The organism is Curtobacterium sp. VKM Ac-2922 (assembly GCF_022815645.1).
Lineage (GTDB): Bacteria > Actinomycetota > Actinomycetes > Actinomycetales > Microbacteriaceae > Curtobacterium.
In genome coordinates, this window is sequence record NZ_JALGRO010000017.1 from 71,999 (window position 1) to 93,087 (window position 21,089).

Consider the following 21,089-nt stretch of genomic DNA (forward strand, 5'->3'; position numbering starts at 1 on the left):
CCGGGCGGCCGGGTGCCAGCTGGCACCGGGCCTCCCGTCCGTCGTGGGGTCGCGTCCGGCGCGACGTTCCCGATGTCGTACGACAGCGACGGTGTCGCGGGGGCGGTTGCGTGCCGGTGGTACGACGAGTGCGATGTCGTACGACGTCGTCGGTGTCGCGCGGCGGGTGGTGTCGCGCGCGTCAGCCGCCGGTGCTCGCGCGCGGAACCAGCCGCGTGGGCAGTGCCGGCGCGGGCAGCTCCGTGCCGTCGAGCATCGCCGCCAGCCGAAGCGCCGCCGCCCGCCCCAGGTCGGCGCCCGGCAACGCCACGCTCGTCAGCGCCGGAGCGGTGACCGACGACGAGGGCAGGTCGTCGAACCCGGCCACCGCCAGGGTCCCCGGCACCGCGATGCCCCGTGCCGCGGCGACCCGGAGCACCCCGTACGCCAGGGTGTCCGCGGCGGCGACCACGGCCGTGGCTCCGTCCCGCAGCCAGGCGTCGACGGCCTGTTCGGCAACGGTCGCGGCGGCGTCGATCGTCAGGTCGGCGCTGGCCGACACCGGCGACACGGCGATGCCGGCGTCGCCGCACGCCTGCTCGAACATCGCACGGCGGAGCGCGAACGTCGTCGCGCGCGAGGTCCCGTCGAGGTACGCGATGCGGCGGTGTCCGGCAGCGCCCAGGTGCGAGACGAGCGCCGACACCCCCGCGGTCAGGTCGTAGTTGACGGCGTCGGCGCCTCCGGGGGCGTCGAGCAGCACGACGGGGACACTGGCGGTCATCGGCTGGTCGGCGGCCGGGGCGTCGACGAGGATGCCCGCGGGCCGGAGCCGTTCGAAGCGCCGGACGTCGGCGATCCCCGGCTGGGCGCCGCGTTCCGTGACGGACAGGACCAGCTGGAAGCGATCGCCCAGGGTGTCGCGGACGCCGCGGATGACCTCGGCGAAGAACGGGTTCGACAGGTCGGGCGCGATGAGCACGACCAGGTCGCCGCTGCCCCGCGCCAGCGAACTGGCGGCGTGGTCGACCACGTACCCGAGCTCGTCCACCGCGGCGCGCACCCGGGCGACGTTCGCCGTGGACACCCGTCCGCGGTCCTTGCCGTTCACCACGAGGGAGACCGTCGCGATGCTGGTGCCGGCGCGCTCGGCGACCATGGCCGCGGTGACGCGGCGGGTGCTCGGAGCGGGGGTCGACACGCACCGATCGTAGCGACCGGCCGTCCCGACTTGACGTCAAGCGTTTGATGCTGTGTGATGTCAAACGCTTGACGCGGCGTGCATGGCGCGTCAGGCCCCAGTACCCGAGCCGACGCGCTCGATCCCACCCCGAGCCGACGCGCTCGATCCCCGACGAAGTGGAGCACCCGTGCCCGAGAAGATCATCCTGGACTGCGACCCCGGGCACGACGACGCCGTGGCGATGCTGCTGGCGCACGGCAACCCCGACATCGAGCTGCTCGCCGTCACCACGGTCGTCGGCAACCAGACGCTGCCGAAGGTCACCCGCAACGCCCTCGCCGTGGCCCGCATCGCCGGCATCACGGGCGTGCCCTTCGCCGCCGGCGCCGACCGCCCGCTGCTGCGCCAGATCGAGGTCGCCGGTGACATCCACGGCGAGAGCGGGCTCGACGGCCCGATGCTGCCCGAGCCGTCGTTCGCGCTCGACGACCGGCACGCGGTCGACCTGATCATCGAGACGGTCATGGCGCACGAGCCCGGCACCGTCACCCTCGTACCGACCGGCGGGCTGACGAACATCGCCCTGGCGGCACGCAAGGAGCCCCGGATCGTCGACCGCGTCAAGCAGGTCGTGCTGATGGGCGGCGGCGTGCACGTCGGCAACTGGAGCCCGGTCGCCGAGTTCAACATCGTCATCGACCCCGAGGCCGCGTCCATCGTCTTCGAGGCCGGCTGGGACGTCGTGATGGTCGGCCTCGACCTGACGCACCAGGCGCTCGCCACCACCGAGGTCGCCGAGCGGATCGCCGCCGTCGGCACCGCACCGGCCGCCTTCGTCGGCGAACTGCTGGACTTCTTCGGCCAGACCTACAAGGACGCGCAGGGCTTCGACGCCCCGCCCGTGCACGATCCGTGCGCCGTTGCCTACGTCATCGACCCGACGATCGTCCGTGCCGTGAGGGTCCCGATCCACATCGAGACCCAGGGCACCCTGACGCTCGGCATGACCGTCGCCGACTTCCGCGCCCCGGCGCCCGAGGACTGCCGCACGAGCGCAGCCCTGGAACTCGACCACGCCCGCTTCTGGGACCTGGTCGTCGACGCCCTCGAGCGCATCGGCGAGACCCCCGACACCGGCTGGACGCCCCGCGCCGCTGCCGCCACGACAACGACCACGACCACGACCACGACCACGGAGATCTGAGACCCATGACCACCACATCGACGAAGAAGTCGATCGGCGCCCTCACCGCGGCGCTCCTCGCTGCCTGCATCGCGTTCCAGCTGAACGCCAGCATGCTCAGCCCCGCCCTGGTCACCATGGCGCGCGAGCTGCACACGGACGATGCCACGATCGGCCTGTCGCAGACGCTCTACTTCACGCTCGCCGCCCTGTTCTCGCTGTTCCTGCCGCGCCTGTCCGACATCGTCGGGCGCAAGCGCGTGCTGGTCGCCATGCTCGCCGTGATGCTGGTCGGCAGCATCGTCGCCGCGCTCGCCGTCAACGTGCCGATGCTGTTCACCGGCCGCATCATCCAGGGTGTCACGGGGCCGGTCGTCCCGATCTGCCTGCTGGTGCTGCGCAACGAGATCAGCGACCCGAAGCGCTACGGGGCGTCCCTCGGCCTGCTCACCGCGGTCAACGGCGGGATCGCGGGCATCGACTCGCTGGCCGGCGGGTGGATCGCCACGAACTTCGGCTTCCGCGGCATCTTCTGGGTGATCGCCGTCGTCACCGTCATCGCCCTGCTGTTCGTCGTCGTGTGGGGTGTCGAGTCACACCCCTCGAAGGGCACCCGGATGGACTGGGTCGGCGTCGTGCCGCTGGTCGTCTCGGTCGGTGCGCTGCTGACCGCGTTCAACGAGGCCGGCAAGCTCGGTGCCGCGAACCCGGCGCTGGTGATCGGCGGCATCGTCGTCGCCCTGGCCGCCTTCGCCGTGTTCTGGGCCGTCGAGTCCCGGGTCCGCGAGCCCCTCGTCGAGACACGCTTCCTGAAGCGCCGGGGCACGTGGGCGCTCCTCGCCACCACGTTCCTGACGATGACGGGCGTCTTCGCCGTGGTCAACGGGCTGGTCACCTCGCTCGCACAGAACCCGGACGCCGGGTTCGGGATGGAGGCCGACCTCGCCTCGCTCGTGTTCCTCACGCCGTACGCGTTGGTCGGCTGGATCGTCGGCCCGTTCGCCGGTCGGCTCGCGCCCACCATCGGCTACCGCGCGATCCTTCGCGTCGGCCTGGTCGGCAGCATCCTGGCGACCCTGCTGATGGCGTTCGTCGGGGTGCACTCGCTGCCGGTGCTCGTCGCTGCGACGGTGCTGATCGGCATCACCTACGCCGGCATCGCGAACATCATCCTGAACGGCCTGGGCATCGTGCTGTCGCCCGCGTCGAACCCCGGTTTCCTGCCCGGGCTCAACGCCGGTGCGTTCAACCTGGGCGCCGGCGTGAGCTTCGCCGTGCTGCCCGCGCTGCAGATCGCCCTCGGGGTCGGAGGGTCCTCCGGCACCGCCGGGTACTCCGGTGGCATGCTCCTCGGTGCCGTCATCACGATCGCCGCGCTCGCCGTGTCGTTTCTCATCCCGCGGCCGGTCGAGGCCGAGACGACCGCCCCCGCACCCCAGAAGGAGACCGTCCGGTGAACACGATCGTCGTCGTCGGGTCGCTCAACGCGGACCTGGTGGTCCGTACCGAGCGCTTCCCGAAGCCCGGTGAGACCCTGCACGGGTCCGACCTGCAGACCCTGCCCGGCGGCAAGTCCGCCAACCAGGCGGTCGCGGCCGCACGGCTCGGGGGAGCTGTGCGCATGATCGGTGCGGTCGGTGACGACGGCGACGGTGTGCTGCTGCGGGACTCCGTCGCGGCCGCCGGTGTCGACACCACGCACGTCGCCGTCCGACCGGACACGGCCACCGGCACGGCCGTCATCACCGTGGACCGTCAGGGCGAGAACACCATCGTGATCTCCGGCGGCGCGAACGCCACCCTGACGCCGGACGACGTCCCCGCCGACGCGTTCAGTGATGCGGCGGTGCTGGGGCTCTGTCTCGAGGTCGCACTCGACGTGGTGCTCGCCGCCGCCCGGGCAGCACGCCGGGCCGGTGTCACGGTGCTGACCAACCTGTCGCCGTTCGGCGACGTGCCGCGTGAGCTGCTCGAGCTGACGGACGTGCTGCTGGTGAACGAGCACGAGGCCGAGATGCTCGGCGACCACGGCGTCGCCCGGTCGATCGTCACGCGCGGCGGTGCCGGGTCGGTCGTGCACGACGGGGACGCCGCGCCGGTCGAGGTGCCCGCGGTCCCCGTCGACGCGGTCGACACCACGGGGTGCGGCGACGCGTTCATGGGCGCGGTGGCGCTCCGGCTGGCGGCCGGAGACGCCCTCGTCGACGCTGCACGGTTCGCCGCCGGGGTCGGGGCGTACGCCGCGACGGGGGTGGGCGCGCAGGCGTCGTACCCGACCACGGACCAGCTGGCGGCGTTCCTCGGGTCGTAGCACGCGCCTCCGTGCCGGTATCTTGCATACATGCGCGTGGGAGTCCTCGACATCGGGTCCAACACCGGTCACCTGCTGGTGGTCGACGCCCACGGTGGCGCCGCGCCACTGCCGGCCTCGTCGTTCAAGCAGGCACTCCGCCTGGCCGAGCACCTGGACGACCGCGGTGCCGTGACCCAGGTCGGCATCGACGCCCTGACCGGTTTCGTCGCCGAGTCGGTGCGGGTCGCCGAGGAGCGCGGCTGCGAGGACATGCTCGGGTTCGCGACCTCGGCCGTGCGGGACGCGGTCAACTCCGACGCCGTGCTCGCCCACGTCGAGGAACACACGGGTGTCGAGCTCGCCGTGCTGTCCGGCTCGGACGAGGCACGCCTGACGTTCCTGGCCGTGCGCCGCTGGTTCGGCTGGTCGGCGGGACGCCTGGCGGTGTTCGACATCGGCGGTGGTTCGCTCGAGATCGCCGGGGGAGCCGACGAAGCGCCCGACGTGGCGTGGTCGATGCCGATCGGTGCCGCGCGGCTCGCCCGGTCGTTCTTCGCCGAGGGGACCCCGACCGAGGACGACGTCCGCCGCCTGCGCCACGACATCCGCGTCGAGATCGCCCGCGACGCCGGCAAGCTGCTGCGTGCGGGAGCGCCGGACCGGGCCGTCGCCACGTCCAAGACGTTCCGGTCGATCGCCCGGATCTGCGGTTCGGCACCGTCGGCCGCCGGTCCGCTCGTGCCGCGATCGCTCGACGGAGCGGTGCTGCGACGGACGCTGCCGGAGCTGCTGACGATGTCGGTCGAGCAGCTCGCGGCGCTGCCCGGGGTCTCGCCGAGCCGGGCGCACCAGGTGGTCCCCGGGGCACTCGTCGCCGAGGCGTGCCTGGACATCTTCGACCTGCCCGCGCTCGAGATCTGCCCCTGGGCGCTCCGCGAGGGCGTGATCCTCGAGCGGCTCGACCAGCTGTCGGTGCTCGGGACGCCCTGACGCCCCTGTTCGGGGCGTCTCGGAGGGAGCCGGACCGGCCCTATGCTCAGGCGGTCCCGTCCACGAGAGGTCGATGTCCGTGCTCCGTCTCCGCTCCGTCGTGCCCAGCACGGCGCTCGTCCTCGCGCTGCTCGGCGGCGTGCTCGTGGTACCGCAAGCCGCCCAGGCGGCACCCGACACCGAGGTGTCGGCAGCGCCGCCCGTCGGGCACTCGCGCACCGCGCGCGTGGACGACGCGGACGCCACCTCGGTCTCGGCGGTGGACCCGGTGTCACACCGGGCCTACGTCCACGAACGCCGCGGGACCATGCCCACCTCGCAGGTCGCGGTGTGGGACGGCGACACGATGCGGCGGACCGGCACCGTGTCGGGCATGCGCGACCTGGTCGGGCTGCAGGCGTTGACGGTCGACGTGGTCGGTCGTCGTCTGGTCGGCCTGACGGACACCGCCCTCGTCGCCACCGACCTGCGGACCGGCGTGGTCGCCTGGCGGACCCCGATCACGACGCTCGGTGCTCAGCGGACGATGCGTGCCGACCCACAGCACGGGCGACTCGTGCTCGCCGGGTCGTCCGGTGTCGCGGTCGTCGACGCCGCATCCGGGACCGTGCAGTGGACCGCCGCACCGGGTGGACGGGCCGATGTCGACGCCACGTCCGGATCGGTCTACGTCACGACACCGCTGCCCGACGACGCCAACGGGCAGCCCCGATCTGGAGGGACGCTCCGGCGCTACGACGCCGACGGTGCGCTCCGCGCGAGCCAGACCCTGTACTCCGCCCTCGGCATCGCCGTCGACGGGCAGCGGGACCGGGTGTACGTCGGGTCGCAGGTCCTCGACCTCGCGATGCGGCCGATCGGCTCGGTGCCCTCGTGGTCCGGGCCCGAACGCTGGGTCCGGCCGCAGTTCGTCGACCCGGCCACCGGGATCGTCTGGTTCCGCACCGACACCTCTGCCGGCATCGGGCTCACGCCGTGGACGCCCGAGAAGGACTCCATCACGTTGGGGGACGTCGTGGCCGACGTGACGGAGTCCAGCTGGGACCCGGAGCGGAACCGGTTCATCGGGATGGCAGACACCGCGGGCGTCGTCGACAGCGCCGACTTGCACACCTGGTTGGTGCGCGACGAGCCGGGGTCGTTGACCGGAACCGTCGCCGACGTCGTCGCCGCCGGTGTGGCGCGGACCGAAGCAGCGCTCCGGACCGTGGACCTGAACCGGTGGGTGGACCCCCGGTTCGCCGTCACCGGGGGGACGCTCCCGTCCGGGATGCGGCTCGACCCGGCGACGGGCATCGTCTCGGGGACGCCCACCACGCCCGGGACCTACTGGTACGCCGTCACCGTCACGCTGAACCCGTGGCACGCCACGAGCGCGGTGTTCATCCGGCACGTGGTCGCCGTCGACCGGATCGCCGGGCCGGACCGGTTCGCCACGACCGCACGCGCCTCTGAGCGGGCGTTCCCGGACGGTGCCGACGTGGCCTACGTCGCTTCGGGCCGGGTGTTCCCGGACGCTCTGTCCGCCGCTCCCGCCGCGGTGGTCGAAGGCGGGCCCGTGCTGCTCAGCGAAGCCCGCTCGCTGCCGACGGCAACCCGTGCCGAACTGCTCCGGCTCCGTCCGTCGCGGGTCGTGGTCGTCGGCGGCTCGGTCCAGCAGTCGGTGGTGGACCAGGTCCGATCGACGCTCCCCGCGGCGACGGTCACCCGGGTGCTCGGTGCGACACGCTACGACGTGTCTCGGGCGGTCGTCGCCCAGCGGTTCCCGACCGGCGCGGACAGCGTCTACGTCGCGACGGGAGCGAAGTTCCCCGACGCGTTGGTCGCCGGGGCGGCAGCAGGGTCTGCTCACGCCCCGCTGCTGCTGGTGCCGGGCGACGACCCCACCGCCGACGGTCCCACGCTGAGCGCACTGCGCGCCCTCCACCCGAAGCGCATCGTGGTGGCCGGTGGGTCCGTCTCGCCGGGCATCATCGCTGCACTCGGTTCCGTGGCGCACGTTGACCAGCTGACCGGGACCGACCGATACCGGGCGGCCATCGCCGTCGACGTCGATCGGTACCCCACGGCCGGGTCCGCGTTCCTGGTCAACGGGTCCGACTTCCCCGACGCGCTCTCGGCGACACCTCTGGCCGGTGCAAGCAGCACCCCGCTCTACCTGGCGCCGCCGTCCTGCGTGCCGTCGGACGTCCTCGACGCGATGGGGTCGCAGGGTGTCACGCGCGTCACGATCGTCGGAGGGGGACTGGGCTCCGGGCCCGCTGCGCTGCGGCGCTGTTGACCGCTCGCGCGGCGGTGGCTGCTCAGCGCTCCCGAGGAGCGGCGAGCAGCCAGGGGCGGATCAGCGTCGTCACGAACGGCAGCACCCAGAACGTCATGACCGGCGTGAGCACCAGCGTCGTGACGAGCACCCGCGGCAGCACCGGCAGTGCGCCGAACGCCGGCACGAGCCACCCGACCAGGTACGTGAACGCCAGGTTCACCGGGAAGAAACCGAGCCAGATGCTGACGGCCTGCTTCCACCGCGGGGGAGCACTCGACGCGGGCGTGTCTGCCGGGGCGTCGAACCACCCTTCGATCCCGGTGCGTTTCTCGACCCGCGACTCGACGACCAGGTCGCGGCCCAGGTCGAGCCAGCGCTGACGGTCGTCGGAGTGCTCCCACGTCGACAGGGCGTCGTGGTCGGCGAACCGGTAGAGCATGTGCCACTCGCGGGAGTTCCCGTGCGACCGGACCCAGCCGGAACCGAGGAACCCCGGGTAGCGGTTGGCCAGGTTCACGCCGGACTGCACCCAGCGGGTGACCTCGGGGATGCGGTCGGGTTCGACCAGACGGGTGATGGACACGGTGACGGGCGGCCCGGCGGTCTCGGGTGACGACTGCAGGGTCCCAGGCTCTCGTGGAGTCATCCGACCAGTGTCGCCGAGTCGTGTTTCCGGCGCGTGACGCGCTCGGTAGGCTCGGCCCGTGACCACGCGCGACACCGTGACCATCCCCCTCGGAGCCCCGATCGCAGCCCAGGCACTGCGCTACACCGCGATGTACTCGGCCAAGCCGTTCGCCGAGGCGCTGCTGGTCTACCGCGACAACGGGACGTACACGATCCTGTCGCCGGGCGAGGACCACCACGGGTGCTACGTCTCTGCCACCACGCTCGATGCGGACGCGCCGCCGCGGCACGTGGCGTTCATGTCGTGGCCGTCGTCGGACTGGGACGCCAACGTCGCCGCGCACACCCTGACGTTCGCACCCGACACGGGCGCGTTCACGCAGGAACTGCGGCTGCCCGGGCAGCCGGTCCCGCGGGCGCAGCACGGCTTCGCTGCCCCGGTCGACCTGTCCGGCGGGATCGACACGGGTGCCGGCTGGGACGTGCTCCGAGCCGCGCACGTGGCCGTGTTCGACCGCCTCGAGCTGCTGGCGCCGCCGTGCGGCTAACTCGCGCGTTTGCGTGCCGCGGGCTTCTTCGCGGGCGCCTTGTCCGGTGCCTTCTTCGCTGCAGGGGTCTTCTTCGCCGTGGACGTCTTCGCCGCAGGGGCCTTCTTCGCCGGCGCCTGCTTCGTCGTGGGCTCCGCGTCCTGTGACCCGGACGCGTCGGATCGTGACGTACCCCGCGAACGCGACCCCGAGCCTCCCGTCCGCTTCTTGTCCACGGACGCCCGCAGGGCGGCCATCAGGTCGATGACGTCACCGCCGGCGTCGTCCTCGTCGTCCGGGCGCTCGCCGAACGTCGCCGCGGTGTCGATGTCGTCGCCCGACTCGAGCTTGGCGTCGATGAGCTGCTGCAGCTCGACCTGGTACTCGTCGGTGTAGCGGTCGGGATCGAAGTCGGTGGACATGCTCGCGACCAGCGACGACGACATCTTGAGCTCGTTCGCACTGACCTTCACCGAGGTGTCGAGGGCCGTGAAGTCGGCGGACCGCACCTCGTCGCCCCACAGCAGGCCTTGCAGCAGCAGGACGTCGTCGTGCACGCGCAGGACACCGAGCCGGGTCTTCTGCCGCAGCGTGAACTGCACGATCGCCAGGCGGTCGGTCTCCTCGAGCGTCCGCCGCAGCAGGACGTAGGCCTTGGGCGAGCGGGAGTCGGGCTCGAGGTAGTAGGTCTTCTCGAACATCATCGGGTCGACCTGGTCGACGGGCACGAACTCGAGCACCTCGATCTCGTGCGACTGCTCCTGCGGCAGCTGCTTGAAGTCGTCGGCGGTGAGCACGACCGTCTTCTCACCGTCGTCGTAGGCGCGCTGGATGTCGGCGTACTCGACCTCGTGGCCGAGCTCGCACACGCGCTTGTACCGGATGCGGGCCCCGTCCTCGTCGTGGACCTGGTGCATCGACACGTCGTGGGTCTCGGTCGCGGCGTAGACCTTGATCGGCACGTTGACCAGCCCGAACGCGATGGAGCCCTTCCAGATCGACCTCATGCGCTCATGATGCCCGGATGCGGGTGGGAGCGTGCGGGTTTTCCGGGCGTCGAGGGAGCAGGAATCGTCGTCCGGGTGCGGATCACCCGACGATTCCTGCTCCCTCGACGACACGTGGGGAGCGAGCGAGCACGATGGGGCCATGAGCCAGCTGGACAAGGACGACCCGCGCACCAAGTTCGCCCGGCCGCCGTTCCCCGCGCAGACACAGCAGGGATCGGGCCGTGCAAGCGCGATGGACCCGCCGCCGGACCACGGCGAGACCAGCTACGTCGGCACGGGGCGGATGCCCGGGTACCGCGTGCTGGTCACCGGTGCTGACTCGGGCATCGGCCGCGCGGCGGCGATCGCGATGGCCAACGAGGGCGCCGACGTCGCGCTGAACGCGCTGCCCGAGGAGATCGACGACCTGACCGAGGTCCGCGACCTGATCGGCGACCTGGGCCGCAGGGCGGTGATGCTGCCGGGCGACCTGACGGACGAGGCCTTCTGCGGCGAACTGGTGCGCACCGCGGTCAGTGAGCTCGGCGGGCTCGACGCCCTGGTGCTCGTCGCCGGCAGCCAGCAGGTGCACGAGGACGTCGCCGAGCAGTCCACCGAGGACTTCGACCGCACGATGAAGGTCAACGTCTACGCGATGTTCTGGCTGGTGCGCGAAGCCGTGCCACACCTGGCGCCGGGCAGCGCGATCGTCACGACCAGCTCGGTCTCGGCGTACGAGCCGCAGGGCCGGATGATCGACTACGCGGCGACGAAGGCCGCGATCATCACGTACACCAACGGCCTGGCCCGCCAGCTCGCGGCGAAGGGCATCCGCGCCAACACCGTGGTACCGGGGCCGGTGTGGACCCCACTGCAGCCGATCAGCTACCCCGGGGACGAGATCGCGTCGTACGGGCAGGGCACGCCGTTCGGCCGTCCCGCGCAGCCGGTGGAGCTCGGCAGCGCCTACGTCTACCTGGCCGGGCCGGAGTCCTCGTACACGTCCGGGACGACCCTGACGGTGGCGGGAGCGACCGGGGTGGCGCTGTGAACGCGCCGCCGTCCAGCCCGGCACTGCCCAGTTCCGTGCGGTCGAGTTCCGGGGCGCGACGGACGACGGTCGCCGTGGGGGACCGCCGGCTCGCGCTGACCAACCTCGACAAGGTGCTCTACCCCGAGACCGGCACCACCAAGGGCCGCGTGATCGAGTACTACGAGCGGGTCGCGCCGTGGATGATCCCGCACGTCAGGGACCGACCGATGACCCGGAAGCGCTGGGCGAACGGCGTCGACGGGAAGGTCTTCTTCGAGAAGAACCTGCCGGACTCCGCCCCCGAGTGGGTCCGGCACCACACGATCCACCACAGCGAACACGACAACGAGTACCCGATCGTCGACGACCTGCCGACGCTCGTGTGGATGGCGCAGCAGGCCGCGCTCGAGCTCCACGTGCCGCAGTGGCGGTTCGGCCCGCGCGGCGGGCAGCAGAACCCGGACCGGCTGGTCCTCGACCTGGACCCGGGCGACGGCGTCGGACTGCCGGAGTGCGTCGAGGTCGCGGTCGCCGCGCGGCAGGTGCTGCAGGGGATGGGACTCGACCCGTACCCGGTGACGTCCGGGTCGAAGGGCATCCACCTGTACGCCGCCCTCGACGGTCGATCCACCACCGAGCACGTGTCGGCGGTCGCGCACGAGCTCGCGAAGGCACTCGAACAGGACCTGCCCGACCTGGTGTTGTCGTCGATGAGCCGGGCCGAACGGGCGGGCAAGGTGTTCGTCGACTGGTCGCAGAACAACGGCAACAAGACCACGATCGCGCCGTACTCGTTGCGGGGACGATCGACCCCGACCGTCGCCGCGCCACGCTCGTGGAAGGAGCTCACCGAGCGGGGCCTCGCCCAGCTGACGCTGGACCAGGTGCTCGAGCGGTTGCAGGACCACGGCGACCTGCTGCACCCGGTCGCCGCGGGCGCGCTGTCGGTCGGGAGGCCCGACTCCGGTCACTGGGACAACGACCGGACCCAGCGTGCGAACGACGCGGAGCAGCCGGGTCGCGACCGGCTGACGGCCTACCGCGCCAAGCGGGACGCGTCGAAGACGCCGGAGCCGGTGCCGGAGGACGCCCCGACGGTCCGTCAGGACGGCCGGCCGACGTTCGTCATCCAGGAGCACCACGCCACCCGGGACCACTACGACTTCCGGCTCGAGCACGACGGCGTGTTGGTGAGCTGGGCGCTGCCGAAGGGCGAACCGACCGACCCGGGGAAGAACCACCTGGCGGTCATGACCGAGGACCACCCGCTGGAGTACGGCGGGTTCGAGGGCACGATCCCCCACGACGAGTACGGCGGCGGGACGGTGACGCTCTGGGACGACGGCACCTACGACCTCGAGAAGTGGCGCGAGGGCGAAGAGGTCATCGTCACGCTGCACGGCCGGACCAACGGCAACCGGCGTCTGGCGATCCTGCACACCCGCGGGCGCGGACGTGGGCGTGACGGCGACGAGAAGAACTGGCTCATCCACCTGACGAAGGACCAACCCGACCCGTCGGCGGACGCGACCGCCGGTGCCGGCGCGGGGCGGGCCTCCCGTCCGCCCTCGGACGACCGACGCGACCGGGTGACTCGAGCTGCCCCGTCGGACACCGACCCGGCCGAACGGCGGACGATGCAGGCGACGCTCGCCGCCGGGACCCCGACGCTCGACCCGGCCGACTGGGCCGTCGAGATGAAGTGGGACGGTGTCCGGGCGCTCGCGACGGTCCGGGACGGCCGGGTCTCCCTGCGCAGCCGCAACGGCAACGACCTGACGGCGCAGTACCCCGAGCTGCAGGAACTCGCCGACCGTGCCGGCGTCGACGGGGTGTTCGACGGCGAGGTCGTCGCGCTCGACGACCGTGGCCGGCCGAGCTTCCAGCGGCTGCAGGACCGGATGGGTCTCACCAGGCCGCGCGAGGTCGAGGCTGCCCGGCGCCGCACGCCGGTGCGGTACCTGCTGTTCGACGTGCTCGAAGCGGACGGCCACGAACTCACCCGGCTGTCGTACGACAACCGACGCGAAGCCCTCGAGACCGTGGTGGACCCTGGCGGTGTCGTCGACGTGCCCGCGGCCTTCGACGGTGACCTCGACGCGGCGGTCGCGGCGTCGGCACGCGCCGGACTCGAGGGCGTCGTGGCGAAGAAGCGTTCGTCGCGCTACGCCGAGGGGCGTCGGTCCGAGGCCTGGCTGAAGATCAAGCACCATGCCACGCAAGAGGTGGTCGTCGCTGGGTGGAAGCCCGGTCGCGGCCGTCGCCAGGGTGGCGTCGGGTCGCTGCTGCTCGGCATCCCCGGCGAGGGCGGGCTGGTCTACGTCGGCAAGGTCGGCACCGGGTTCAGCGACCGTGCCCTCGACGAGATCGCCGCTCGGCTCGCCACCCTCGAACGGCAGACGTCCCCGTTCGTCGACGTCCCGCGCGCCGACGCCCGCGATGCCCGCTGGGTGACGCCGGTGCACGTCGCCGAGGTGGAGTTCGCCGAGTGGACGGGCGACGGACGACTCCGGCAACCGTCGTGGCGCGGGTGGCGTGCGGACAAGTCCCCGGAGGACGTCGTCCGAGAGTGAGCGCGCACGCAGCAACATGCGCGCGCATCGGCTCCGCTGGAGGCGAACTTCCGTCCCCCGACGTGCCCGGCGGCGGGGGACGAATCTGTCTGCCCCGGTGGTGGACGGGCTCGTGGCTGTTACGTTCGCCCGGACGAAAGGTGCGGCGATGAGCGCGAGCAACTACCTGCCACCGTTCAACGCGGACGAGCGCGTCGCGGCCTCCGGGGGCGACGCCGACACGGACGCGGAACCGAGGCCCGGTGCGCGCGGGGTCGCGGCTCGTGAGCGGACCGGCACGGCGACGGCGACGGACGCCGAGGTCACGTACGCCGACTTCCTCGGGGACCAGGTCGAGGACTGACCCCACCGGGATCCCGACCCGGCCGCCGGGACGGCCCGTGCGCCGGATCAGGGGACACACGGACCGCCGGCCGAGCGCCGTGACCGGTCGTTCAGGGATGACCGGCCACGGCGCGCTCAGCACCGTCCGCGAGCACGCGGATGGTAGGCACGTACTCACGACGAGTCGAGGTGGGGATTCGTCACGCACCTCGTTCCACGATCCGGAAAGGCCGACCTCCTGACCGACCAGCCGCAGCTCGCGTCCCTGTCGGACGCCTCGCTCGTCGAGCGTTCCGCCGATGGCGATGCAGCGGCGTTCGGCGTGCTGATCCGCCGGTACGGTCCGCTCATGCGCGCCTACGCGGCCCGCATCCTGGGGTACGGCGACGGCGAGGCCGACGACGCCGTCCAAGAGGCAGCGCTGCAGGCCTGGCAGCGGATCGAGCGCGTGGAGGACCCCGACCGGGTGCGGACCTGGCTGTTCCGCATCGCGGCCAACAAGGCACTCGACCGTCTGCGGCGACGCCACCCGCACCTCGATCTCGAGACCGTGCCCGAACTCGCGGCGGACCGGACGGTCGACCAGGTCGTCGAGACCCGGATGCAGGTCGACGAACTCGCACGGGTGGTGCGGAACCTGCCGGACGCGCAGCGAGCAGTGTGGGTGCTGCGCGAGGTCGGGGCAGCGTCGTACGCCGAGATCGCGGAGCAGACCGGGATGTCGGCAGCAGCCGTCCGGGGGTCGCTCGCGCGGGCCAGGCGCACGGTGCTCGAGCAGATGGAGGGGTGGCGATGACCGACGACGTCGAGGACCGCTACGGCGCCTTCACCCTCGAGGACCTCTCCGAGTACCTCGACTCCGGACGCGACCCCGTCCGCGACGACATCGAGGCCGACCCCGATGCCGCCGAGGCCCTCCGGCGCCTGGAACGACTCCGCGCGGCGTCCTCGGACCTGCTCGACGCCGACGTCCGCGCTGCGGGACGGACCCACGACGGATGGATCGACGGCGTGCTCGCGAGCATCCGCACGACGGCGCACGCGGGGCGGGACATCCCCGTCCCCGACCCGGACCCGGCCGCCCAGCTCGTGGTCACCGAGGGTGCCCTGCGGGGCCTGGTCCGTGAACTCGGTGACGCCGTGCCCGGTGTGCTCGTCCGGCGGACCCGCTTCACGGGGGACCTGGCCACGCCGGGCGCCGAGATCGACGTCGAGGTGACGATCGCCGCCGCAGCCGATGCACCGCTGCGGGAGCGGGCGGAGGCGCTGCGCGTCGTCGTCGCGGCAGCGCTCGACGTGCACGCGCCCTTCACCGTGCGGGCACTGACGGTCCGCGTGGCCGACGTCCTCGACCCGGGGAGCGCATCGTGACCGTCGACACCCGTGCCGTCTCGCGGACCGTGACCGAGGCGGTCCTGGCCGTCCCCAGCGTGCTGTCGGTGATCCCGCCGGGGCCGAGCCTGGCGGTGCTCGTGCGCGACGTCCGTTCCGTGCTCGACCTGCCGCGGGGTGGCGGGGCGGTCCTGGTCGAGGACCGCGCCGAGGGCGTCCGGGTCCGGGTGGTGGCCGCGGTCGCCGCGTCGACGTCGGCGATCGAGAGCGCCCGGGCCGTCCGCGACGCCGTCGTCACGACCGTCGAGCACCACATCGGCACACGACCGTCGTCGGTCGTGGTGCGGATCGTGGAGATCGTCTGAACCGATCTCGGCGCCGACCGGGACCGGTCAGGCTGCGGGAGCCGGACCGTCCGCGGGTTCGGCGCGGCCGGCGGCCGGCAGGCCGTCGTCGACCAGGTCCACCTCGGCCGGGGTGTCTTGGTCCGATCCGACCCCGTCGGGCCCGACGACCTCGGCCGCCGCGGCCTTGGCCTCGTCGATCGCCTGCTGGGACTCGCGCAGGAGTCCGTCGTCCCCGGTGGGTGCCTGTTCGCTCATGGGCCGGACGTTACGCGGGAGCACCTGAACCGGTCTCACGACGGGGACGGTGCACCGGCTCGAAGTCGACGGCGGACGTCGGGGCCGGAGTCCTCGGCATGGCCGGCATGACGGGCGCGCCGTACGCGTCGGCAGCGTCGAGCACCGCCCGGGTGGCGGCCGCGGCCATCCGCAGTGCGTCTCTGACGGGCAGCGCGCGGTGCGCCGGCGTCCGGACCTCGACACCCCACGGCTCGTCGTGGCCGAGTTCCCGCGCGATCCGGACGAAGCCGGGCAGGTCCCACGCTCCGGCGCCGGGCAGGTACCGGGCGGAGCGCGACTCTTCCGCCAAGGTCATGCCGGCCGGGGTGGCGAGCAGCCCGTCACTCAGCTCGACCGCAGCGAGGGTCGCCGGGGCCACGCCCTGACGGATCGACGCGAGCGTGGAACCGCCTCGCAGCGCGTGCATCGCGTCGAGCAGCAGCCCGCCGGCGCCCGCGGTCGTGATGAACCGCGACGCTCGCTCCACCGTCGGCAGGTTCGACCACGGTTCGGGTTCGAGCACGAGCTGCGCACCGACGCCCTCGGCCTGCCGGGCCAACGCTGCCCAGTCGTCGAGCATCGCCGCGGGGGAGACGCCCGGCAGGGTCACGTCGGCACGCGCCACGACCTGCCACGCACTGAGCGACGCCGCGGCCTCGAGGATCACACCGCGCTCGGCATCGGCACTCGTCGTCCGGTTCGGACAGGTCCACCAGGTGCCGAGGGTGCCGAGCTGCACCCAGACGATGCCGGCGCCGTCGAGCATGCGGCGGAGCTCGGCGAATCCGATCGTCGCGCGGACCTCGTGCAGGTCGTCGAGCGCGAGGGAGATCCCCGCGAACCCGGCGTCACCGACCGCGCGGACACGCTCGTCGATCGGTTCGTCGCCGTCCCAGGTCCAGGACGTCGCCAGCAGGTCGTGGTCCAGCACGTCGCACCTCGTCTCCGGTGCACGCGCGACGGTCACCCTCGACCCCGCCGACACCGATCAGGACACCGCGATCCCGGCACGGCGTCTGGTCAAGGGATACCCCGCGTCCCTCCGAGCGCTCACAGCGGCGCGCAACACCCGGGACATCTGCTCACACCAGACGGGTGCTGACACTCCCGACCCCGGCCACGGTGCCGCGGAGCACCGCACCCCGCGTGACGACGCCGACACCGTCGGGCGTCCCGGTCATCACGAGGTCGCCCGGTTCGAGTCGCACGGCGCGGGAGAGCTCGGCGATGACCTCGGCGACCGACCAGATCTGGTCGCCGAGGTCGCCGTGCTGTCGGCGCTCGCCGTCGACGTCGAGGTCGATCGCGCCCCGCGTCGGATCGACCGAAGCCGCGGGGACGATCGTCCCGACGGGCGCCGAGGCGTCGAATCCCTTCGCCATGTCCCACGGTCGGCCCAGCCGCTTGGCCTCGGCCTGCAGGTCACGGCGGGTCAGGTCGAGTCCGACGGCGTAGCCCCACACGTGGTCGAGTGCCTGTGCGGCTGCGATGTCGCTGCCACCGGAGCCGATCGCGACCACGAGCTCGACCTCGTGTTCGAGCTGCCGGGTGATCGACGGGTAGGGCGTGTCCGCGCCGTCGGTCACGACCGCGTCGGCCGGCTTGGTGAAGAAGAACGGCGGCTCGCGGTCAGGGTCGTGGCCCATCTCGCGCGCGTGCGCGGCGTAGTTGCGCCCGACGCAGAACACGCGGCGCACGGGGAACCGCCCGCCGGTGCTGGTCGGGACGGTCGGGAGGGCCGGGGCCGGGATCACGAGGTCGGACACGTCCCCAGCGTGCCAGACCAGGGCGCCGTGGTGCCGGTCAGTCCGCGAACGACGCTTCGTACACGAGCGCCCGAGCGCGAGCGCGCTCCTGGCGCTCGCGCCATTCGGCCCGGAGCTCGGCCAGCTCGACATCCCTGCCCTTGGCGCGCATCAGCGGGCCGTAGTGCGGGTGTGCCAGCAGGCGCGGGATGCACAGTTCCGCCCGCCAGAGGCTGAGTTGGAACTCCGCGTCGGACTTGTCCGAGATCATGCTTGGTCCTTCCGTTCTGGACGGTGCTCTGCGAGCCATCGCAGCGCGTCGTACATCCACTCGTCGTCATCGGTGGTCCAGGTACGCGTGGCCAGGGCGTCCGCCAGCAGCGCAGCGGCCGCACGGCGATCAGCCTGGTCCGACAGAGCCCGTTCCGTGACCCACGACCAACGCTGCCACCACTGGTCGCGGTGCGCCAAGAACTCCGTATTCCGCCGCATCGCGCGGCCTTCGCGCAGCGTCACGACGGTCGCAGCGACCGCGGCGCACGCGCTCAACACCGACACGAGCACGCTCGCCCACCCGATCCCCGCCCCGTCCATGCGGACAGCATCGCGGACGGGACGGCACTGCCGGCGGGCCGGCGGTCGGTCTGTGGAGACCGCACCGGGCCTGGTGATCGGTGGAGGACTAGTTCCCCGGAGCCGCCGCCTCGGTCTCTCCCTCGCCGGGGTCCCCACCGGTCCCGTCCGCGGCGGGCTCGTCCTGCGGCCACCCCGAGAACTGCCAGCCACCGACGGACGGGTGGTCCTCGCCGTGCTCGTAGGCGTACGCCCGGGCGGCGTCACGTGCCTCGGCGAGCCGGGCGATCAGCCGCGCGTACCGGTCCGCATCCACCCGGGTCAGCGCGTCGTGCGCGAGCGCGAACCGGTCCATCTCGTTGCGCATGAGCATGTCGAACGGCGACGTCGTCGTGCCCTGCTCCAGGAACCCGTGGACGTGCAGGTCGTCGTGACCGTGCCGTCGGTAGGTCAGCTGGTGGACCAGGGACGGGTAGCCGTGGAACGCGAACACGGCGGGCGTGCCCGGCAGGAACAGCTCGTCGTAGCGGTCGTCGGAGATCGGGTGCGAGTGCTTGCGTGTGTCACCCAGGGACAGCAGGTCCACGACGTTGACGACGCGGATGCCGACCTCGGGCGCCAGCTGGTTGATGATGTCGGCGGCCGCGATCGTCTCCACCGTGGGGACGTCACCGGCGCTGACCAGCACGACGTCGACGTGCCCGACGCGCTCCTCGGTGCCGGCCCAGTCCCACACGCCCACCCCGGCGTCCGCATGCGCGATCGCGTCCTCGAGCGACAGGAACACGGGCTCGGGGTGCTTGCCCGCGACGATCACCTCGATGCGGTCGGTCGTCTCCATCGCGTGTGCGGTCACGGCGAGCAGGGTGTTGGCATCGGCGGGCAGCTTGATGCGGACGAGGTCCTGCTGCTTCGACGCGACGACGTCCAGGAACCCGGGGTCCTGGTGCGAGAAGCCGTTGTGGTCCTGCCGCCAGACGTGCGACGACAGGAGGATCGTCAGGTTCGAGACGGGGGCCCGCCAGTCGATGCCCTGGGACGACTCGAGCCACTTGGCGTGCTGGCCGACCATCGAGTCGATGATGTGGGCGAACGCCTCGTAGGTGTTCAAGATCCCGTGACGCCCGGACAGCACGTAGCCCTCGAGCAGGCCTTCGAGCAGGTGCTCCGACAGCACCTCGATGACCCGGCCGGTCGGGGCCAGGTGCTCGTCCTCGGGGTCGTTGCCGGCGCGCCAGACCCGGTTCGTCACGTCGAACACGGCGTCGAGCTTGTTCGACACGGTCTCGTCGGGACCGAACAGGCGGAACGACGACGGGTTCCGCCCGGCCAGTGCGGCGAGCCACGGGCCGAGCGTGCCGGTGGAGGACGCCTCGGATCCGGCCTCGACCCCGAACTCGGCGAGCCCGGGGCGGTCGAGCGCGGTCCGGATCCGCCCACCGTTGGCGTGCGGGGTCGCGCTCATGCGCAGGTCGCCCTCGGGGCGGATCGCTTCGAGCAGCCCGATGCCGGTGCCGTCCTCGTCGAAGAGCTCGGCCGGGCCGTACGACGCCATCCACTCCTGCAGCTGCCGGCGGTGCTCGTCGTTCTGCCGGACGGCCGGCAGCGGCACCTGGTGCGCGCGGAAGGTGCCCTCGACCCGCTGACCGTCGACCTCCTTCGGTCCGGTCCAGCCCTTCGGCGTGCGCAGGACGATCATCGGCCAGCGTGGTCGCAGGTCCGATGCGCCGGCCATCTCGCCGGCAGCGGCGCGGGCGGCCTGGCCCCGTGCGGCGGCCTGGATGTCGTCGATGGCGGCCAGCGCCCGGCGGAGCGCGCCGTCGAACAGGGCGTGCACGGCGAACGGGTCGTCGCCGACACGGGCGGAGTCGACGATGATCGGGTCGTACCCCAGGCCGCGGAAGTAAGCGGTCAGGTCCTCGGCGGGGATGCGCGCGAGGATCGTCGGGTTCGCGATCTTCCAGCCGTTCAGGTTCAGGATCGGCAGCACGGCGCCGTCGGCCACCGGGTCGAGGAACGTGTGCGCCTGCCACGAGCCGTTGAGCGGCCCGGTCTCGGCCTCGCCGTCGCCGACCACGCACGTCACGACCAGGTCCGGGTTGTCGAGCGCGGCGCCGTACGCGTGGGCCAGGGAGTACCCCAGCTCGCCGCCCTCGTTGATCGACCCCGGTGTCTCCGGCGCCGCGTGCGAGGGGATGCCGCCGGGGAACGAGAACTGGCGGAAGAACTGCTGCAGGGTCGTGCCCGGGTACAGCTCCTGCCACGTGCCGTCGAGCCAGGCGTTCGCGTTCATCGCCGGACCGCCGTGTCCGGGGCCGCAGATGTACAGCATCTGCCGCGCCGACGAGGCGATGAGCGCGTTGCAGTGCGCGTAGACCAGGTTGAGCGCGGGGGACGTGCCCCAGTGCCCGAGCAGGCGCGGCTTGACGTCGTCGGGCTCGATCGTGCGCGTCAACAGCGGGTTGTCCAGCAGGTAGATCTGCCCGACGGTCAGGTAGTTCGCCGCACGCCACCACGCGTCGATCGCGCGGATCCGGTCGGTGGTCGGCAGGTGCTCAGTGGCCATGCGCCCCACGGTACGGACGACGGCTTCGGACAGATCGGGAGAACTCCTTCCAATCCGTTCGGCGAGGGGTACCGAATCACCATCACAGGCCGGGAAACACCCGGAGCGCTCACCAGCCTCAACCAGCTGGTTCTCCACCCTCATGCGGGGTGTGTTCGGCGTGCACACAGCAGATGCGCGTCGAGCGCGACAAGCAAAGGACAGAACACCATGCGCAAGTTCACCAAGACCACGGTCTCCCTCGCCGCTGCCGGCGCGATCATCCTGGGCGGTGCCGGGTTCGGCA

General features: G+C 72.2%; 21 protein-coding genes. 12 read left to right on the top strand and 9 right to left on the bottom strand.

Going from position 1 to position 21,089, the window contains the following annotated elements; translation table 11 throughout:
- Positions 1-181 precede the first annotated feature (181 nt).
- On the bottom strand, positions 182-1,180 hold the full coding sequence (locus MT346_RS17225; protein ID WP_243564317.1) for a LacI family DNA-binding transcriptional regulator: 999 nt from the start codon (positions 1,178-1,180) through the stop codon (positions 182-184).
- Positions 1,181-1,262: 82 nt separating this feature from the next.
- Here MT346_RS17225 and MT346_RS17230 point away from each other — a divergent pair, with 82 nt between their 5' ends.
- The 5 genes from MT346_RS17230 to MT346_RS17250 all read left to right on the top strand — a co-directional run bounded on the left by MT346_RS17230 (position 1,263) and on the right by MT346_RS17250 (position 7,909).
- The gene (locus MT346_RS17230; protein WP_374202540.1) at positions 1,263-2,366 is read left to right on the top strand and encodes a nucleoside hydrolase; all 1,104 of its coding nucleotides are present in this window, start codon (positions 1,263-1,265) and stop codon (positions 2,364-2,366) included.
- Positions 2,367-2,371: 5 nt separating this feature from the next.
- Positions 2,372-3,802: an MFS transporter gene (locus tag MT346_RS17235; protein ID WP_243564318.1), complete on the top strand. Its 1,431-nt coding sequence runs from the start codon at positions 2,372-2,374 to the stop codon at positions 3,800-3,802.
- The gene (locus tag MT346_RS17240; RefSeq protein WP_243564319.1) at positions 3,799-4,656 is read left to right on the top strand and encodes a ribokinase; all 858 of its coding nucleotides are present in this window, start codon (positions 3,799-3,801) and stop codon (positions 4,654-4,656) included. The genes MT346_RS17235 and MT346_RS17240 overlap by 4 nt, the downstream gene beginning before the upstream one ends.
- A gap of 30 nt (positions 4,657-4,686) precedes the next feature.
- Positions 4,687-5,628 (top strand): Ppx/GppA phosphatase family protein, encoded by a 942-nt coding sequence (locus MT346_RS17245; protein WP_243564320.1) that lies wholly within the window; start codon positions 4,687-4,689, stop codon positions 5,626-5,628.
- A gap of 73 nt (positions 5,629-5,701) precedes the next feature.
- Entirely contained in the window at positions 5,702-7,909 is a 2,208-nt protein-coding gene (locus MT346_RS17250; RefSeq protein ID WP_243564321.1) for a cell wall-binding repeat-containing protein, read from the top strand.
- Between the two features lie 22 nt (positions 7,910-7,931).
- Here the strand turns inward: MT346_RS17250 and MT346_RS17255 are convergent, their stop codons facing one another.
- Positions 7,932-8,537 (bottom strand): antibiotic biosynthesis monooxygenase, encoded by a 606-nt coding sequence (locus MT346_RS17255; RefSeq protein ID WP_243564322.1) that lies wholly within the window; start codon positions 8,535-8,537, stop codon positions 7,932-7,934.
- A 58-nt stretch (positions 8,538-8,595) separates the two neighbouring features.
- On the opposite strand from MT346_RS17255, the gene MT346_RS17260 reads away from it, so the two are divergent.
- The gene (locus MT346_RS17260; protein ID WP_243564323.1) at positions 8,596-9,066 is read left to right on the top strand and encodes a hypothetical protein; all 471 of its coding nucleotides are present in this window, start codon (positions 8,596-8,598) and stop codon (positions 9,064-9,066) included.
- Here the strand turns inward: MT346_RS17260 and MT346_RS17265 are convergent.
- Positions 9,063-10,052: a Ku protein gene (locus MT346_RS17265; RefSeq protein WP_243564324.1), complete on the bottom strand. Its 990-nt coding sequence runs from the start codon at positions 10,050-10,052 to the stop codon at positions 9,063-9,065. The two genes, MT346_RS17260 and MT346_RS17265, sit on opposite strands and share 4 nt — an antisense overlap.
- A gap of 142 nt (positions 10,053-10,194) precedes the next feature.
- On the opposite strand from MT346_RS17265, the gene MT346_RS17270 reads away from it, so the two are divergent.
- From MT346_RS17270 to MT346_RS17295, 6 genes are all read left to right on the top strand, one after another.
- Positions 10,195-11,085, top strand: a complete 891-nt coding sequence (locus MT346_RS17270) for an SDR family oxidoreductase (RefSeq protein ID WP_243564325.1) — start codon at positions 10,195-10,197, stop codon at positions 11,083-11,085.
- A gap of 35 nt (positions 11,086-11,120) precedes the next feature.
- Complete coding sequence (locus MT346_RS17275) at positions 11,121-13,640, top strand: ATP-dependent DNA ligase (RefSeq protein ID WP_308221924.1); 2,520 nt, start codon at positions 11,121-11,123, stop codon at positions 13,638-13,640.
- 148 nt (positions 13,641-13,788) lie between these two features.
- A complete protein-coding gene (locus MT346_RS17280) occupies positions 13,789-13,983 on the top strand; it encodes a hypothetical protein (protein WP_243564327.1) in 195 nt (64 codons plus the stop codon).
- 246 nt (positions 13,984-14,229) lie between these two features.
- Positions 14,230-14,760 (top strand): RNA polymerase sigma factor, encoded by a 531-nt coding sequence (locus MT346_RS17285; protein ID WP_243564342.1) that lies wholly within the window; start codon positions 14,230-14,232, stop codon positions 14,758-14,760.
- Positions 14,757-15,335, top strand: a complete 579-nt coding sequence (locus tag MT346_RS17290) for a hypothetical protein (protein ID WP_243564328.1) — start codon at positions 14,757-14,759, stop codon at positions 15,333-15,335. Before MT346_RS17285 ends, MT346_RS17290 begins: the two co-directional genes overlap by 4 nt.
- Positions 15,332-15,661 carry a hypothetical protein gene (locus MT346_RS17295; RefSeq protein ID WP_243564329.1) on the top strand — a complete coding sequence of 110 codons (330 nt, stop codon included), beginning with the start codon at positions 15,332-15,334 and terminating at the stop codon, positions 15,659-15,661. Before MT346_RS17290 ends, MT346_RS17295 begins: the two co-directional genes overlap by 4 nt.
- 27 nt (positions 15,662-15,688) lie before the next feature.
- On the opposite strand, the gene MT346_RS17300 is transcribed toward MT346_RS17295, so the two are convergent.
- From MT346_RS17300 to MT346_RS17325, 6 genes are all read right to left on the bottom strand, one after another.
- Complete coding sequence (locus MT346_RS17300) at positions 15,689-15,898, bottom strand: hypothetical protein (protein ID WP_243564330.1); 210 nt, start codon at positions 15,896-15,898, stop codon at positions 15,689-15,691.
- Positions 15,899-15,908: 10 nt separating this feature from the next.
- Positions 15,909-16,850, bottom strand: coding sequence for a sugar phosphate isomerase/epimerase (locus tag MT346_RS17305; protein WP_243564331.1), 942 nt, complete (start codon positions 16,848-16,850; stop codon positions 15,909-15,911).
- Positions 16,851-17,001: 151 nt separating this feature from the next.
- Positions 17,002-17,685 carry a fumarylacetoacetate hydrolase family protein gene (locus MT346_RS17310; protein WP_243564332.1) on the bottom strand — a complete coding sequence of 228 codons (684 nt, stop codon included), beginning with the start codon at positions 17,683-17,685 and terminating at the stop codon, positions 17,002-17,004.
- A gap of 37 nt (positions 17,686-17,722) precedes the next feature.
- On the bottom strand, positions 17,723-17,935 hold the full coding sequence (locus tag MT346_RS17315; protein ID WP_243564333.1) for a hypothetical protein: 213 nt from the start codon (positions 17,933-17,935) through the stop codon (positions 17,723-17,725).
- Positions 17,932-18,258 (bottom strand): hypothetical protein, encoded by a 327-nt coding sequence (locus MT346_RS17320; protein WP_243564334.1) that lies wholly within the window; start codon positions 18,256-18,258, stop codon positions 17,932-17,934. Before MT346_RS17320 ends, MT346_RS17315 begins: the two co-directional genes overlap by 4 nt.
- Before the next feature lie 88 nt (positions 18,259-18,346).
- A complete protein-coding gene (locus MT346_RS17325; protein ID WP_243564335.1) occupies positions 18,347-20,803 on the bottom strand; it encodes a phosphoketolase in 2,457 nt (818 codons plus the stop codon).
- Between the last annotated feature and the right edge of the window lie 286 nt (positions 20,804-21,089).